This window comes from Bacillus sp. EE-W1, from assembly GCF_009760835.1.
In the GTDB taxonomy this organism is placed as follows: Bacteria; Bacillota; Bacilli; order Bacillales; family Bacillaceae_G; genus Bacillus_A; species Bacillus_A wiedmannii.
On record NZ_WIPE01000069.1, the window covers coordinates 121,781 to 140,333 of the forward strand.

Here is an 18,553-nt window from a genome sequence, read left to right on the forward strand (position 1 = left end):
CCAAGAATACTTGGATTTGTATAAGCAACATACCAGCATGTTAATACGACAAAAGTAAGAATCATTGTCTTAACTGTTTTCTCTCCTAAATCTTTCCCACGTTTTTTACCGGACTTAATAATCATGTCACGCATTACCTCATACGCTCCTATATAATGGCCAAGGAAAGACTTTGTAATAGCCACAAACGCAATGATAGGAGCCGCAATAGTAATTACTGGCGAATTAAGCTCATTAGCAAGATATGATAGGATTGACAAGTTCTGTTCTTTTGCCACCTTAAGATCATCTGGAGTCAAACTTAAAGTACTGCTCCAAACAAAGAACATAACAACAACGAATGTCATGATATAACAAACTTTTTGTATTTGAGCACACTTGGCATCAGTAGCATCTATTCCATACGTAGCTCTCTGTTTCATAACGAATGACGAAATCATAGGAGAATGATTAAACGAGAATACGATGATTGGTAGTATCATCCATATTGTTCCGAAATATCCTGTTCCAGTTGAAGCAGTAGAAACACTTGAAAAACTTAGCATTGACGTATTCCACTGTGGAATTAAAGATATTGCGATAAAAAGTAGAGAAACAATGAAAGGATATACTAGCATGCTCATTATCTTTACAGTAATATCTTGACCAAAATTTAGTATAGTGATAAGACCGAGTACTAATACAAGCGATAAAATGGCCCTTGGAGGCTCCGGCATGTGCAATTGATGCACAATAAAACTACTTGCAGTATTTGTAAGTGCAACCGAATACATCAGCACGATCGTATAAATTGAAACGAAATATACAATGTTAAAAATGATACTTGCCTTATTTCCGAAATACTCTCTTATTGTACCTGTAATCCCCTCATCGGCAGAATTAGAAGCATATATCATTTTAGCAAGTGCCCTATGTGAGTAATACATAACAGGATATGCAAGTATGGTAATTAACAGCAATGATAATAAACCACCTGAACCTGCATTAATAGGTAAGAAGAGTACTCCTGCTCCAATTGCTGTTCCAAATAGACTCAATGCCCAGGTAGTATCCTGTTTATGCCACTTTTTAGGGTCTAGATATTTCTCATTTTTTACTGCAGTATTATCAACTTGAAATTCTATGTTTTTTGCAGTATTCCCATTCATATAATAATTCCTCCTAGTTTTCTATTCTTACTTCTCTATTTAAGGCATCGGAATATAGACCGTTCTTGAAAAATGAATTGCTTATAAAGTGCGCCACATCGTATATCCTTCTTCTAAGTTAATCAAAATCAAAAAATTGGCGAAGCATCAACCTGACGGGGTTGTTACAAATTACAAAATATCCCAATTATATAGTGGTATATTTTATTAGTAATTCCCCCAATATACAGACATCCTTAGGCGAACAATAGAGAATAGATTGTTAACTTTTTCACAATATATCCGGTAATTGTTCATTGATTTGATTATTTCTCTCCAAAGATTTTATTTTTAATGGCAATCCCTGTAGGTGTAGCTGCAATTCCACCTAAACCTGTCTCTCTTAATTCGCGAGGCATCTGTCTTCCAACTCTATACATCGCTTCAATAACTTCGTCAGCATTGATGATATTGTTTACGCCGGCTAATGCGATGTCCGCTGCTGCTAAAGCATTTGCCGTTCCAATGGCGTTTCTCTTTACACAAGGAATTTCTACTAAACCAGCGACCGGATCACAAACTAAACCGAGTAAATTTTGTAATGCAATCGAAAAAGCTACAGAAGATTGATGTGGCGTTCCACCTGCAGCTTCAACCGCAGCTGCAGCCGCCATCGCTGAGGCACTGCCTACTTCAGCTTGACATCCTCCGTACGCTCCTGAAATACAAGCGTTGTTTGCGACTATGGTTCCAAATAACGCTGAAGTAAATAGAAAATGAATCATATCTTCATGACTTAACTGCAATGTATCTTTAATACTAAAAAGGACTCCCGGAATCGTCCCACTCGCACCTGCTGTTGGAGTTGCACAAATAGCTCCTAATGCAGCATTTACTTCATTAACACCGATAGCACTTTGAATCCCTAACACCATCAAATCTCCAGAAAGGGTTTTCCTATTTTCTCGATAGTTTTTAATTTTAACAGCATCACCTCCGGTTAAACCAGTTGGAGAAAATACACCGTCGCCCTCGATACTTTTATTTATAGCATTTTGCATAGTCGCTAAATTTCGTTCCATTTTACTCCAAACTTCTTCATAAGTAGATTTAGTTTGTTCAATTTCCTGTTCAATTGCTAATTCATAAATTGTCTTTTGGCTTTTATTAGCTGCATCCACAATTTCTTTTATGGCCATATACATATTTTTTCACTCCTTAATGTAACTAAAGAATAATGAGCTTAGCTATATTGCTTAAATTTCCTAATTCCTCCTGGACATTACCAGGCAATAGCGTATCCAAAGCGAATGCATATAAATATTTCCTGTTTTCTTCTAAACTATGAAAGTTGTTTATTTCCACATCATATTGTTTAAAGATCCTGCGTAAGACAAATTCAAAGTCAGCTCTTTCAGAAATCGCAATAATAACTGGCAATGGCCCCTGCAGATCTAAACTAAATCCGTCAATTTCAACATGTTTGATTTCAATTAATCCACCGCCAACCGAAATCCCCATCGTTCTAATACTTCGATTTTCATCCTCTAAATATACATCTGCCGTATTTGGATGGCCAGCAGGACTATCACCTGCTTCTTCAATAAAGGTAATTTCAATTCCTTTAGATTCTGCTATTTCAATAGCATCTGGCACTTTGCTGTCATCGGCAGCAAATCCTAATATCCCAGCAATAATTGCAAAATCAGTTCCGTGACCTTTATGGGTTTCAGCAAATGATTCATAATACCTTACCACGACTTTTTTTGGAAGACCTTGAAATAATTTATTGGCTACCGTTCCAATAGCCAAAGCACCTGCAGTATGTGAACTTGAAGGACCTATCATTATGGGCCCAATCACATCAAAACAACTTTTGTATTTAACAACCTTTTTTTCTTTAATAGATGCTACATTCATGTTCATATAAGCACCCCCATAATTTATTATTTTTAATTACAGTTGAATCTAAGTTATTAAAATGACTGATTCAAAACAAGATCTAATTGAATGCGCTTTCATTCTCGTGTCAAATACACTTTTCCTTTTGATCACATACCTTTCTTAGAGTAATCATGTGAGTATGTCCAAATTTAAAAGGTTACTTACAATGTCATTAGGATTTTTGCAAAAAAACTAGGTTTGATACTTTCTCTAGAGGTAATAAATTCTTTCTCGACGCCCTCATTATAGCTTGTATATTTATGAGTACAATATTTTTTTATTTTTAGAAAGATTGAATAAACAGAATCTTGAATGGGTAATAGATTACACTTAGCATGTAGCAATTGTGTCCTTTGTTTGAAGCTGTATTAGTTAGTAGAAAAGCAAAAATAACACAGAGTTCCTTTCATTAACACATTGATTATATTGGAAAATCATTATAATGATACTTATATTATCCTTTGTTGAAACATTTAATTTTGGACATGAAAGCTGTTGTAATAAATGATTAATATAGATAGCAAGTAATAAATTAATGAACTATAAAATCATTTTTGAATATTAATCATTAATTTTGTATTAATATTCATTGTCAGAAAAAAGGAACTTCTTTTTTATAATCTTAACTTAAAGTGATATTTTGGTAATATCCCACAATTTACACCATCCCCTTTACAGTTATGGAAACCCTAATTAGATTTAAAAAGAGAGAAGAGCTCATCGATGCTCCTCTCTTTTTTATTTACTTAAGATTACTATTCAAATTGCTTATTGCATCTTTAAGCTGACTTTTAAATTATAAACTTTAATTTCCATACTTCTTTACAAGCCGATAAATGAAAAAAGTATATGTTCCTTCAAAATTAAGTTATAAAAGAGTAATGTTTTCCTGTAACATATTATTCATCCTTCTATTCACAGACAGTACGCTTCCACACTAAATAAAATCTCTCCGTAAACGTCCAATAGCTCTAAAATATACAAAAATTGAAGAATATGAAAAAAACACTCTTATGAGTGCCCTTCTTAGCAACTAAGTCCGCTGCAACTATTATCATTACCCCGATGAATTTTGCCTGTAAGAGGAAATTTTAAGTTCATATTTAATTATTAAAATAAACCGCACCAAAGTTTTCATTAAATCTTTTACACCAAACAGAAACCGAACCATATTCACTTACATCTATCCCTTCAGGAATTTCATAGTTTTGGTCTCCTTTATTTCCCTTTAATTTTCCTAATTCAATATACTGATAGTTTTTCACGTCTTCATTATTTTTTAAGCGATTTGTAGGAACTAATACAACTCGTACATCTGGCCCATTAGATGTTGCAAAATCAGAAAGTCGTAAAACACGTTTTCCATCCGCTAATTGGTAAATTTTTGCCGTTCCAGTTGTTTCATGGACACCGTTTTGAAACTGACCTTCCCTTATTACTCGATCACTTTGTTGCCTTACTTCAGTTGATTGTATCTCTGCTTGTGGCAATGATTCATTTACGTGCTTATCAATAAATAATTTCTCTGGTCGGAACAATGACCATAAAATCCCCAATACAATTATCAAACCACCTATAAGCCATACATATTTTCTTTTCATAAAGTAAAAAACCTCCTGTAACATACTGTGTAGTAGTATGTTAACAAGAAGGTCTTTCATTTTTCTAACGTAAATGTTACAAAAGTCTTTCAGCCGTCTTATTTTTTTACTGATGTGATGGGAAGAGTGAACCAAAATTCACTTCCCTGCTTACCATCTGCGCGATTCCGTACACCAATTTCCCCTTTGTGCATTTCAATCAATGATTTTGCAATAGCTAATCCAAGTCCGGAACCTCCAGATTGTGAACTTCTTGATCGATCTGTTCTAAAAAAACGTTCAAATACGCGTAATTGATCATTTGGAGAAATTCCCATTCCTTCATCCCGCAAAGTGAATTGGACCTGTTGAGTTGGTTTATTTTCCACTACAGTCAATTCAATTGTTCCAGAGATAGGAGAATATCGAATTGCATTATGTAATAAATTACCTATGACCCTTTCTATTTTACAAGGCATAATCAAAAGTCGAGGTAATGTATCAGGGACATCCAATTGCACATGGATTTGTTTGTTTCCTAATAAGACAGAATGTGACTCTAATACATCTAATAGAACTTTATCTAAATGTGTGAAACTTGGGTGAAAATCTACTTGCTCAAACTCTAACTTTGAAAGATCAAATAAGTCGTTAATTAATCCATTTAATCTTTCTATTTCTTTTAAAACCGTTGCTAAGTATTGCTTTTTCATTTCAGGATCTTCAATCAGGTTATCTTGTAATGCTTCTATCATCATTTGCATGCTAGTCATAGGTGTTCGTAAGTCGTGTGAGATATTGGTAATTAGCTCCTTACGAGAGTTTTCCTGTTCCTCTAACTTAGTAAACCCTTCTTCTAATTTTTTTGCCATCTGTTGAAAGGCTGTTGCCAATTCTTTAAACTCACGTGGTTCTTGCCCAATTATATACATCGTTTCAAAGTGTCTATCACTAAATTGTTTCGTCAATTTTATTAAATTTTGTATAGATCTCATGATAGGACGTGTCATTAACCAATAAATAAACGTTGAAATAATGAATGCCACAAATGCAATTACTGTTAATAACCGCGTTTGTTCCGGTTCAAGTAACATTTTCGTATCACTATACCATATAGCAATTACCATAATACTAGTACTTAATAGATTCATGAGTAACAATTGAATACGTAATCTCATGTTTCATTTCCTCCATTTGGCTCAAAGCGATATCCTATACCCCAAACCGTATGAATCCAACGATTCTTTATCGTATGCTTCTCGAGCTTTTCACGTAAACGACTCACTAACACGGTAACTGTGTTTGATGCCCCTTCATGTCCAAAATCCCAAATTAATTCAAGAAGCTGCGAGCGAGAAAATACTTGTTTTGGATGCTTTGCCATGAGATAAAGTACCTCAAACTCTTTCACCGTTAACTCCACTTCCTTATTACAAACAAGTACATATCTTGTCTTTGGATATATTTTTAAATCTGGAAACTCTATCACTTCCAATAAGGATTCTTTCGCTTGTATTTGTACATGGCTTCCTCTTCTTAGTATAATTTGAACCCTTAATACTAATTCACGAGGGGAAAATGGCTTTGTTAAATAATCATCTGCCCCCATTGTTAAGCCTAAAATTCGATCCCTTTCCTCTCCCTTAGCAGTTAACATAATAATAGGGACATTTGATTGTTGACGAATTTCCTCGCATAATTCCCATCCATCTTTTTTTGGCATCATCAAATCTAATATAATTAAATCTGGTTGATGTGTAAGAAATAAATCCCAACCTTCTTTACCATTTACAGCGGTATAAACTTCATATTCTTCTCTTTCTAAATACCGTTTGCATACTTCCCGAATATTTTCTTCATCTTCTACGATTAAAATTCTTTTCTTCATATACTATCCTCACTTCTTTTTCACCAATAACAAAAAAATTTTTTCTATTATCCAATAAAAATATCTTTATAGGTAAAGATATAAAAACTAATCACATAAATAAATCAGAATTCCACATTTCACCCTCGAAACGAATGAAAACTCGGAAAATAAATCATGTAATACAGATAGTAATCTTAACATCTGATTACTTATATGACTAGATAAGTATTTAAAATAGTAGTTTCTAAATCATATATAAATTAAAAGGAATGAGTCCGATTCAACATCGAACTCATTCCTTACTAGTAAGCTAAATTTTTGCATCTAACTTTTCAGATACAATTCATTTCCGGTTCTCTTTTCAAACTTAGCAACAGAACTGTTACCTATTACTGAACTCTTGATAGATTCCATGCTATAGTATCAGTCCCATTCTCTCCATTACCATATTTCATATAATCGATTAAATATCCTACCTTTAACTTATTACCATTAGATAGTATGTTCCATTGCTTATGGTGTCCAGTGAAATTCTTTGGATATGCATGATTAAATTTAAAAGTACTTGCGTTCTGTTTTTGATCTAAATGGATATAACTATCTTGAAGTTTTAAATATGCATAATCTGAATAAATAGGATTTTGAAATTTAATTAATACCTCTTCATCCTTTTTAATTGGTTTTCCAGGTTTAGGTTGACCTACTCTTTCAATAATTACATTCACTTTTTCATCGCTAGATTTTTCAGCCCAAAGATACTCCCATTTATTCCCTGCATGATGACTTCCCAAATAAGCTGTATTTCCATATGAAGCCACGGTATAAGGAACTCCTTCTGTAACAAATTCACCTGAATTATCTACTACATAATCTTCAAATTCTTTATTAGCTTTAATTTCAGTATCAATCTTTTGTGTAGGCGTTAGATTGTGTGCGTCATTGATTTCAAATGTAACTTTTCTGTGCACAGCAATTTCAGATTTAATAGGGTGTATATTTTCTCTAGACTCATATGTAAATCCATTTTCACGTTTAACCAGTGTTACTGTTTGTGACGGAGCATTCCATTTCTTACTATAAGTAGTAGGAATATCTTTACTCACTCCAAATAAACCAGGTAAAATTGTTGCCCTAATCTTTTGCGTCACAGAATCATAACTACCTTCTACTAATGTTGGGTGCTGTAGTTTTGCAAAAGCTCCGTGTACAGAGTCTTTATGTAAATAACCGCGATCTCCCTGTCCCGCTTTTAAATCGTTCAATGCATCAGTTCCATTATTAGCTGAAACCACTGATACGTTATTAGTACTTTTAGCCTTGTTTACAATATGATTTACTTTTTTCGTATCTATATTTACCTGTTGAAAAACTTCGTTATAGGATAAAACTGGCTTATCAGCAAGAGATTTGTCTTTAGGAGTATATACCCTAAACTTTGGTATATTTCCTATATCTGTTTCTAATTGTTCAGTAGCTGCATTTACTCTAGACTCATATCTCCCTGAATCCCCCAAATGCATAATTTCTTCACCTTTTTCAATAGATAAATCCATTGTACTTGTAGGTAAAACTTCAATCGAAAGAAGTTCCCCTTGTTCAACAGCTTTCAATTCATCCAAAGATAAGACAATATTCGCATCTGCTTGTCCTTCTAAACTGTCAATTACTACTTCTGTTTTATTCCGTCCACCTTTTTCTGTACTTAAATAGTTTGCTTTATAACGATCTTGTGTTGCCTTTACAGTATTAATAATTTTGTTTCCTAAACGAATATTAAAATGAGGCGAAACATTTTCAGCGGATGCTGTTCCTACATTCTTATATTCCAAATGTACACGTAATTTTGCTGCGTTCGCTGTATCCACAGTTGTTGCAGTAGACCAATCAAAATTATTTGTATAACTCTCCGTTTCCGTAGTTGTTTTTGAATATCCGTATCCCACATTTGCTGAAACACTTCCGGAAGGAACAGGACCGGCTGCTGAGCCTTCTACACCACCTGAACCACTTAAACCTACATTAAATGAATGTTGTGTAGATACACTTTTTTCCCATCCTCTACTAACTGATCCACCATTATTATCCGTAATGGTTGCAATAGGAATTACTTCAATTCGTTTGACACCAATTTGCAAATTCGGCATGTTGGCAACTATCGGATTGAAATTAGTATCAGAATCGTTGTTATAATTCTCAACCTCATACATATCAGTAAAAGGATCACCATCCGTATTTGCATTCATAGGATTCGATATAAATTTTGGTTTCCCTTTATCCTTCTCGGGATCCCATGCTTTCGCTTCATTTTTTCCAGTTTGTGAATTGAATTCAATTTTATATCCATTAATCTCTAAGTCGTTGGAAATACCATCTTTATCCCAATCGTTGTTTGCCATTTCAATGTTTTGTGTAATGAGTGAACCTATTTCTCCATCAGATCCGAGCGTGAAATTCTTATCTTCTTTTTTTACATCTGCATTCTCTTTGAATATTTCAACTGTACCTCCTGGATTCGGTTGTTTTACATCTGCTAAAGCAGGAGATGCTAAAGTCAGTGCCATCGATACACTACCTAATACACTAATTGCTGGCTTCAATTGTTTCATTGTTATTTTTCCTCCTTTGTTTCTAGATCCATTAGAACACCTACTAGTAAGATTAATTTCATCATATATAACAAATCTTTCTTTTCTCTCTCATAACTGTTAAAAAAGTCTCTCGTAAATATTACAAAACACTTACAGAGTTTTTAAAAGCCATAAAATATATATATGAAACATCAAAAAGCCGTAATATGAAGAATCAATTACAATATATACAAAAAAGCAGCTAGCCAAAGCTAACTGCTCACTAACTTACAAAATTTCAGTAAAAGAATGTATTAATTTTGAAGTGTGCAAATTGGGAGAGTGACTTCAACTATAGTCCCCTTATTCACTTCACTCTCAATAAATACCTTCCCCTGGTGTGTTTCAATAATTTTATAACAGACCATTAATCCTAAGCCGATTCCCTCTTCCTTAATACTGTAAAAAGGTTCTCCTAAATATGGTATACGTTCTTTTGGAATCCCACATCCTTGATCGATAAAGCGAATCCTTATTTGATTATTATCAAGTTTATCAAATTGAATCAAAATTTCTCCTCCTGTTGGCATGGATTCAATTGCATTTTTTATAATATTAACAAATACTTGTTTTAATTGATTTCCTTCACATGGAATCAGTGGAATACCAGGTGTAAAATCAATTCTAATTTTTATATTATTCATCATTGCTTGAGGTTGCAGTAGCATTAAAACTTGATCCATTAGCACACTAATATCATTAGGTTGTATCTTTACCACCTGTGGTTTGGCTACCGCCATAAATTCATTAGTAATACTTTCTATACGCTCAATCTCTGATGATACTATATTTATATAACCCCGATTATTCTCAGTTTCCGTTGATTTTAGTAATTGCATAAACCCTTTCATTGCGGTTAATGGATTATTAATTTCATGAGCCATTGCAGTCGCTAATTGTCCTACGACAGCAAGTTTTTCAGATTTCCGTAGTAATTCTTCTGTTTTTAGCCGTTCAGTGATATCACGAGAAATACTTAGGAAAACTTTTTTACCATTTAAGTTAAAAACACGGACACTAAACTCAGTTGTTATTATTTTTCCTGTTGGAAAAACATATTCATCTTGCAAAGTGAAGGAAGTTTGTCCCTCTCTAATTTTTTCTAACAACCTTACAATCATTTTAGAATCTTGTGGTACTACATTTGGAAATGGTAACGAGAGCAGCTCTTCTCTACTATATCCAAATCTTTTACAACCAACAGGGTTTACCTCAATGAATCGACTTGGAACATGATTTTCATTCAGCTCTACTACATATACTGCATCAGTTGCTTGTTCGATTAGTGCACGGTACTTCATTTCACTATCTTTTAATTGTTGGTGTAATCGCTGTCGTTCTCTTTCTGCTTGTTTTCTTTCAGAGATGTCTCTACATATTGCAGATAAAGCTATCACATTTCCTCTTACGTCTAGTATAGGAGAAACTGTCAGACTGACATCAAGAAGACTTCCATCGTTACGTCGTCTAACAGTTTCTAATCTGGTAACTACGGATTCCCCTGTTAGAATTTTCTGAATATTTTTAAGTGATTCTTCCATTAAGAAATCTGGTACACAGGGTAATCTCTTACCTATGATTTCTTGTAATGACCATCCAAATATCTTTTCATAAGCTTTATTTGCTTGTAAAATATGCCCTTCTCGATCAGAAATGGTAATAGCATCTACATTATGCTTTATAAATGATTCTAGTAATTCTTTGGTAGCTCTTAATTCTGATTCTACCTTTTTCCTTTCGGTTATATCGACTATAGAACCAACAACTTCCATAACTTGTCCATTTCGTTTAATCGGCCTAAGTGCAATAAGAATAATCGTTTTATCATCTGGCCAGGGTAATTCGAATATAATTTCTTTCCCTTCCCATGCCTGAAGATAATACTTCATCAATTGTGGAACTAAATGTGGTGGAACAATAGAAGCATCAATAGTCCGTAAGCTTTTCCCTACCACCTGTTCAGAATAAAATCCTTTTTGATAATAAAACTGTCCATCACATAAAGTGTGTATAAAGTGCTTACCCACTTTTTTAAATTTAAAAATCCCTCCTTGAAGCTCATGTACGGTATCTGTGAGTTCTTGCTTGGATTTTTTTAATTCCCGATTCATTTTAGATAAGTCCTGTGTTAAATAATATAATCTCTGGTAGGCTTCCATAAGAAATAGCCCAATTAAAAGCCCTAAAGCTATATATAATAAGCCTCCAGTGTAAAGTAACTTAGTATTAAAGAATACACCAACTAACCACTTTATTCCGACAAAAACAAAAAAATATAAAGATGCACTTTTAAAAGGATGAAGGTTTTTAAAATATGTTTTAAAAGTAACCAATAGGATACCCAAACCTAAATAAGCAATCACAGGAGGTTCCCAGTAACCTCCAATGTAAAAGATACGCATTATAATAATGCTAATTAATGTAATCCAACCAGCAATGCGACCAAAGTAAATAAAAGATAGAATAAGAGGAACAACTCGAAGATCGTAGGAAAATCCCATGTATGGAAAAGAAAAGAGCATCAAAGTAACTGCAATAATCCCTCCATAGAATTTTTCGAAATATCGCCTGGAATGAATCAAAAACACTTGAATAAATATCGCTGCGCTAACTAATAAAGAAAAAATAGAAAGATTGATAAAATAGTCTTTAATAATCATGTAATGTCCCTCCTTGCATTAAAGATATATTCGACAAAAAAACTGAAAATCCTACAAATAGTACAAACAGTTCAGGTGTAAAAAATATAATTCCCTACATGACAGTACATGTAAATAGTATCATTTTGATTCAAATCGAAAACCAGGGAATCTTCCATTTGAACCTTCAAACACCCCAAAAATAAGGTGTTTATTCTCTCTTTTTATTTAAATGTTTTTTATAAATTAATCAATTCCTTCACTATTACAATTCTTCAAATTCCTCAATTTCGGCTTTTCGCTTTAAAAATATTGCAATATCTTTATTACAAGTTGCTCTTTTAATGTATTTGCAATCTTTTGGTTAAGCCATACACATAAAGCAACCAGCACCTTGATTTAATATTCACTTTTTTGCTGTACAAATTCTTTTGCTTTAGCTAGGTGTTCTAGGAAATAAGGAGCCTTATGCCGTTCAATTTTTCACTTAACTTGGTGTCTAATTTAGTGTACCATCCCTATGCCCATTAACTTAAGAAAATAGATTCACCCCCAAACAAAAAAATGAGCTTTTCTGTTAAAAATTAGCACAAAATTTCGTTCTGGGGGTATTTGTTTTTCTTAGCTTGATAGCGATGTGTACCATCCCCAATTAATGCATTTTTTGGGTTCAGTTCATTATATTTTCTACTTTGTCTTTATACACAACATATTCTTTCCCATCCACTACTGCTACCACCGCAAATTCATCATTTGGATTGAATGAAAGCCAGTCAGCCCACATGCTTGTACTAGCACCTCCACTCCACATATGATGAACAGTGTTTTTAGTTAAATTCATAACTTTATAAGACGCATTTGGTGCATTTGTTCCAGTCTTTATTTCAAAAGTGTATGCGTTATGGATTTTTTTATAAAAGTAAAAAACGTTTGATGGACGAAGTAGATTCATAAAATCCTGTTCTTTCTTCTCTGCAATTTTTATGCCTTCTAGTAATGTGACAACATCTGTTCTTAATGTTTTCCAACTATCTTTAGCTGAATTCAAGTTAGGCTTTAAAAATTTATATCTATTTTGATCAGCTTTTTCATCAGCTTTATCAATATGCCCCAGTACACCCGAATATTGAGAGTCTAAATCATCCCATTGTGTGGACATATAAGTAAGAGCAGTAATAGCACTATCAATCGTACTATGCATATCACTAATATTATGAAATGCAACTCCGACTACACGATTTAATGTAATTTTATAATCTACAGTTTTACGTAATTCTGCTAAAGCAGGCTCTAATCGACCTAAATTATCTCTAGCAGTACCTATCATTATGCCACCAGAAATAAGCGTGGGGATAAAAGGTATTTTCACCATTATTAATCCATCAGATTCTAATTTCTTATAATAGTTTACTTGTCCAAAAACTTCATCTAAACGCTTTTGATCAGTCTCCACATCAGCTCCTTGGTTTTTTAAAATCGATTGCAAGGTCTCTTTATGGCTTCCAAATACTCTAACATCTTCTCCAATAGCGTTTTTAAATTTAGTTAATTCTTCTATTAATGCTTTTGCAGACTTTTGATTTTGTTGAATTCCCCCCCTTAAATCAGTAATCCCCTTTTTTAAAGTATCCCCATTTCCATTATTGATCGCCTCTACTAATGTTTCATAATAATTTTCAAGCTTTGTATCGTATTCAATAATGCCGGTCAATGTATCTAAAAGCTGTTTTTTTAATTTTGTATTCCATGTAACAGCATGTGCTCTTGCATTCTTTTGATCCTGTACAATTTTACTAGGTAAATCTGCATACCCATTAATAGAAATTCCTTCAAAACTCACATCCGGATTATTAATTAGCAAATAAGAATATTCATTCATAGCTTTTGCAAATAACCCAGCATCTTGTACAGTTTTTTTCATCTTTTCTTCATTTGCTGAAAGAGACATATCTCCAGTGTTCGTTTGTTCAGTTTCAATTGCAAAGGTTGCTACTGGTGTGACTGCATAGGTAGTTGTCATAATTAAAAATGCTGATACAGCCAGTATTTTATAAGGTTTTTTTTTCATCTTTTCTTATTCCTCCTGTATAGAGTTTGATTTCAAGTCCTATTCTTATTAAAAGACGATGTAGTTGCATAGATTCAATATTATTAAGCAAATCTATATAACCTGTCCTCTATTAATCGATTCTGTTACAAATTTTAAAAAACAAGTAAACTACATGGCTATCTTTTTATTTGGATATAACTTATATATAAGTGAAAGGCGAAGTCTTTAATGAGACTCCGCCTTTTTAATATATAAGGATTTATTAATTAACGCTTTACTGTTTAACAGTGTAATCATAGACTCTCTATGTTATGGTTCACTTTGCAACAGAATTAATATTTCCCTATTTTTGTGGAGTAACAGTTTCCACTTTTAATTCCTTTATCCCTTCTTTTAATGTAACAGCATCTGTTCTTAATGTTTTCCAACTGTCTTTCGCTGCATTTAAATTAGGTTTTAAGAATTTAAATTTATTTTGATCCGCTTTTTGAGCTGCATTCTCAATATGCCCTAGAACGCCCGAATATTGAGAATCTAGATCATGCCACTGCGTGGACATATAAGTAAGAGCGTTAATAGCATCATCAAGTGCCTTGTGCATTTCATTAATATTACTATAAGCAACTCCAACTACACGATTTAATGTTACTTTATAATCCACGGTCTGACGTAATTCTGCTAATAAAGGCTCTAACTTACCTAAATTATCTCTTGCTACTCCTACTATAATACCGCCAATTATCGGTAGACCCAAAATAGCACCCTTCATTACATTAAACCCATCAGATTCTAATTGTTTATAATAGTTTACTGATCCTAATACTTCTTCTAGACGCTTTTGATCGGCTTCAACATCTGCACCTTGGTTTTTTAAAATCGACTGCAAGAGATCTTTATTGCTTCCAAATGCTCTAACATCTTGTCCAATAGAGTCTCTTAATTTAGTTAATTCTTCTATTAGTTGTTGTGCAACCTTTTGATTTTGTTGAATTTCACCTCGTAAATCTGTAATCCCTTCTTTTAAAGTTTCTCCATCCCCTGTATTAATCGCCTCTACCATTGTTTCATAATAATTATCAAATGTTGTATCATATTCAACAATACCAGTCAATGTATCTAAAAGCTGTTTTTTTACTTTTGTATCCCAAGTAACAGCATGTGCTCTTGCATTCTTTTGATCTTGTACAATTCTACCAGGTAAATCCACATATCCATTAATAGTAATTCCTTCAAAGTTCACATCTGGATTTTTAATTAACATATAAGAATAGGCATTCATAGATTTTGCAAATAAACCGGCCTTTTGCAAGGTCTCTTTCATTCTTGCTTCATTTGCAGAAAGAGCCGTATCTCCATTGTTCGTTTGTTCAATTTCACTTGCAAAAGTTGTTACTGGTGAAACTACATTAGCGGTTGTAATAGTTAATAACGTCGATACAGCGAGTAATTTGTAAGGGATTTTTTTTATCATTTCATTTTCCTCCAATTTAGGTTTTAATTTTCAGTTCTATTCCTGTTTAAAAGCAATATCTTTTGAAATGAATTCTGCATCTTTATGAATATCATTCCAACTTTCTTTAGCGGCTTTTAAATCATCCGGTATTAAAGAGAATTTGTGGTCTTGCATAGAATCGATATTATCCAGTAAATCTGTATAATTTGCGCCCATTGTATTCCATTGCTTTTGAATATTTGTTAGAGACAAGATCGCTTGATCTACAGTCTGATATAGATATGCCAATGTTTCTTTCGCGTTAGTAAGCGAAAGAACTGCTTGATTAGCACGATCTGCTTTCATACTTAACTCTCCGATTTTGTTAGAAATTTCGTTATAGGAGTCCATATGCTTAGATGCCGTGACACCCGCCGCAGTTCCTAGACCGATACCAGCTGCTCCAAGAGCTGAAAGTCCACCGACAACAGCTGGTGTTGCTGTACCACCAGTTACAACAATTACAACTGCTCCTCCAATAGCTGCAATAACTAAAATAGCTGCTCCCAATCCACCACCAATTGACCATGCTAATACATCATCAAAATGTTTTTTCTGAGTAGAACGAAGTTGCTCAATTTCAGCTTGAAGTTGTGGAATCGTTGCCTGTTGACCTGCTAATATTGCAGTTAATCCACCTTTGCCATCTGGACCACCAACATTATTTTTAAAATCTGTAGAATTTTGATATAGTTTCCCTTTGAAGTCTTGTAGCATCTTAATTACATCTGTAACCTCTTTTGAATTTGTATTAATTGTAGTAATTAAATCATTTATGCCCTCTTTTAGACCTGCCTTATCTTTCTTTTGTACAGTATCTACTAAAGTGTCGTAATAATTTTGAAATTGTTCATCGTAATTTACAATATTACGAGCTGTTTTTTGAATCTGTGGCTTCGCTTTATCTAACCAATAATTCGCATTGATTCGTGACAGTTCTTGATTAAGGTGAATATTTTTGAGCAACTCCCCTCCTTCTGATCCTAAATCGATATTAGATAAATTTACATTCGGTTGCTTAATCATTGTTTTTGCGTACAAATCCATTACAAGAATATGAGACCCTGTTTCAGCCAATGCTTTCTTCAGTCCCTCGGGACCTAAAGCATAATTGCCTACTTTTTGTTCTTGAGCGGTCGTTTCTTGTGCAAATGCATGAATAGTGTTACCAGTAGTAGCAGTTATAACCGTTGCCAGAGTGGCTAAAGTTAGCACTTTGAATGGGAATTTTTTCATAACTATTCTCCTTCTTTCGCTAGATTCTTATAATCTTTATAGTTTTTTCAAAAACGTAATATCAAAATTTATATACTTGTTCTTCAAGGTAACTTATTACATTTTTTAATTGTCTTAATGTATCTTTTTGAGACTGCTCGTTAGTTGCATCAACATTAGTAGATAATTTTGTAATGTTATTTTTTATTAGATCCAAATCTTCTTTATAGCGCTTTAGTAGGTCAAGTTCTACATCTACTTGGTTTGCAAACGTATGCAAATCATTTTGTGAAAGAAGAAGCATTGATTTTTGTAAGTCTGCTATTGATAGTTTCGTTGTTAAATCATATATTTTTTGGTTTTGTTTCTCTAAGTCATCTAAATATGCTCGCTGCTCTGCTGTTAGTTTATTTACTTCTGCGAAGACACCAAATGTTTTCTTAATCTTTTCAGTATCAATGGCTTTCATCAGGTCATATTCTTGCGTTTTTGCGGCTGCAGCTGCAGCTATTTCACCTTGTTTGCTTTTCTCAATTGCTTCACGAGCTGCTTTTTTGGCCGATTCAATCTCTAGAGCAGTTTTACCTTGTTCTGTCGCTTCTTGCGCCGCTTTTTTCTCCGCTTCTAGAATAGAGTTGTTAATTTCTTTTCCTTTGTTATACGCTGCCATCCCTGCTTGAGCAGCCGGTTCAATAATTTCTTTTGAAAGACTATAAACTTCTTTGAATATAGCAAATCCCTGCTCATTTAAAGCTCCTGGTATTAATGCAATTTGTTGTAAATCATTTTGAATTGCTTTTTTGGTATTTAATATTTCATTTTTTAACTGATCTATTTTTCCTGTTCCATCTGTACCTAATATGCCTTGCGCAGTTGTCACATTAGTATCGAAATCTTTTAATTTTTTATCAAGCTGTAATTTTAGATCTGTTAATTCATTAATTTGTCGTTGCGCATTTTCTTGATTCGTCATAGCCATTTCTTGAAGAACTTCAAGTCTATCCGAAAACCCTTCTCTATCTTCTTTATTGTCTACATACGATTTTAATGTCGGGTAATAGCTATTAAATTTCGTTACAAATCCTTTACTTTTTGAATTTAATAGAATTAACTGTGGATAGAGTTCCGATGACCATTCCTTCATATCTTGTTTAATTAGGAATTGATTGGTATTTAAAGCTGAGACTTCCTCTAGCTGTACATTAGGACTCATTAAAGATTGATCAATATACGTTTGGATTAATTTAGATTGCGCACCTAATTTTCGTAATGATGAAGAAATATCCATGCTTTCCTGTTGAGTTTCTGCTTGAACGATTGGTGCTGCGAGAGTATTGATAGGAATAGTTGCTCCAGTTACAATGGATGTTATTAAAAATCCTGTCATTATTTTATTTTTCATTCCGTACACTCCTTTACCATTGTTTTTTATAACTTGATTCATATAACTTGTACGCCCTAGCGCTAGGCTCTCTCCTTGCACACGCATGGGGAATGGGAAGTCTTTCGGATAGGGTGTTATCGTTATTATTTACTTCTAAGAGGATCTAAGGATTTTACTTCCCTCTCATTTAGATACTCTATTTTTCAAATAGTAAACGATAAAAATTCATCAGCTATATTTGAATTAGCTGCCCAATAAGTAGTAAAATATTATTTCCCCCTTAGAGCTGCTGTTTAACTTACAGATCCGTGAAGATAGATAACCATTGCTTCTAGAGTTAATCCTGTCATGACCTTTTTTTAATATCAATTTCATAATATGGTTTTTAGTTTTGTCAGCAATAGCCTTACAAGACTACAAAAGATGAAATTATACTGTACATTGCTTATACTTTTATTGCGGAATAAATTCACTTTTGCTATGTAGAAACTTAAAACCCATTTTTACAAAAATACTACTTTTGAGATTCTAAATACTTAAAAATAAACTGATTATTAAGAAAATTACCCACAACATAATGTTACTTGCAAATTTAATAACCTCTATCTCTATTAGCTTGCTCTTC

The 18,553-nt window shown here is 33.4% G+C and carries 12 protein-coding genes; all 12 read right to left on the minus strand.

What is annotated here, in order from left to right; translation table 11 throughout:
- The coding region (locus GFJ36_RS17230; protein ID WP_242016019.1) for an aromatic amino acid transport family protein at positions 1 to 1,148 on the minus strand (1,148 nt) is incomplete at its 3' end.
- A 305-nt stretch (positions 1,149 to 1,453) separates the two neighbouring features.
- Entirely contained in the window at positions 1,454 to 2,332 is an 879-nt protein-coding gene (sdaAA, locus tag GFJ36_RS17235) for an L-serine ammonia-lyase, iron-sulfur-dependent, subunit alpha (RefSeq protein ID WP_088609326.1), read from the minus strand.
- A 22-nt stretch (positions 2,333 to 2,354) separates the two neighbouring features.
- Positions 2,355 to 3,053 carry an L-serine ammonia-lyase, iron-sulfur-dependent subunit beta gene (sdaAB, locus tag GFJ36_RS17240; RefSeq protein ID WP_033716175.1) on the minus strand — a complete coding sequence of 233 codons (699 nt, stop codon included), beginning with the start codon at positions 3,051 to 3,053 and terminating at the stop codon, positions 2,355 to 2,357.
- Between the two features lie 1,121 nt (positions 3,054 to 4,174).
- Entirely contained in the window at positions 4,175 to 4,672 is a 498-nt protein-coding gene (locus tag GFJ36_RS17245) for a DM13 domain-containing protein (protein ID WP_002017161.1), read from the minus strand.
- A gap of 98 nt (positions 4,673 to 4,770) precedes the next feature.
- A complete protein-coding gene (locus GFJ36_RS17250) occupies positions 4,771 to 5,829 on the minus strand; it encodes a sensor histidine kinase (protein ID WP_137015031.1) in 1,059 nt (352 codons plus the stop codon).
- Positions 5,826 to 6,539 carry a response regulator transcription factor gene (locus GFJ36_RS17255; RefSeq protein WP_002017159.1) on the minus strand — a complete coding sequence of 238 codons (714 nt, stop codon included), beginning with the start codon at positions 6,537 to 6,539 and terminating at the stop codon, positions 5,826 to 5,828. Before GFJ36_RS17255 ends, GFJ36_RS17250 begins: the two co-directional genes overlap by 4 nt.
- A gap of 371 nt (positions 6,540 to 6,910) precedes the next feature.
- Positions 6,911 to 9,127, minus strand: a complete 2,217-nt coding sequence (locus GFJ36_RS17260) for a binary toxin-like calcium binding domain-containing protein (protein ID WP_097889849.1) — start codon at positions 9,125 to 9,127, stop codon at positions 6,911 to 6,913.
- 275 nt (positions 9,128 to 9,402) lie between these two features.
- Positions 9,403 to 11,808 (minus strand): PAS domain S-box protein, encoded by a 2,406-nt coding sequence (locus GFJ36_RS17265; protein ID WP_097889848.1) that lies wholly within the window; start codon positions 11,806 to 11,808, stop codon positions 9,403 to 9,405.
- Positions 11,809 to 12,457: 649 nt separating this feature from the next.
- Positions 12,458 to 13,855, minus strand: a complete 1,398-nt coding sequence (gene hblB / locus GFJ36_RS17270; RefSeq protein ID WP_087984200.1) for a hemolysin BL regulatory component HblB — start codon at positions 13,853 to 13,855, stop codon at positions 12,458 to 12,460.
- A gap of 325 nt (positions 13,856 to 14,180) precedes the next feature.
- Entirely contained in the window at positions 14,181 to 15,308 is a 1,128-nt protein-coding gene (gene hblA, locus GFJ36_RS17275) for a hemolysin BL binding component B (protein ID WP_000591974.1), read from the minus strand.
- Positions 15,309 to 15,344: 36 nt separating this feature from the next.
- Positions 15,345 to 16,565: a hemolytic enterotoxin HBL lytic component L1 gene (gene hblD, locus GFJ36_RS17280; protein WP_087984199.1), complete on the minus strand. Its 1,221-nt coding sequence runs from the start codon at positions 16,563 to 16,565 to the stop codon at positions 15,345 to 15,347.
- A gap of 61 nt (positions 16,566 to 16,626) precedes the next feature.
- Complete coding sequence (gene hblC / locus GFJ36_RS17285) at positions 16,627 to 17,946, minus strand: hemolytic enterotoxin HBL lytic component L2 (RefSeq protein ID WP_087984262.1); 1,320 nt, start codon at positions 17,944 to 17,946, stop codon at positions 16,627 to 16,629.
- Between the last annotated feature and the right edge of the window lie 607 nt (positions 17,947 to 18,553).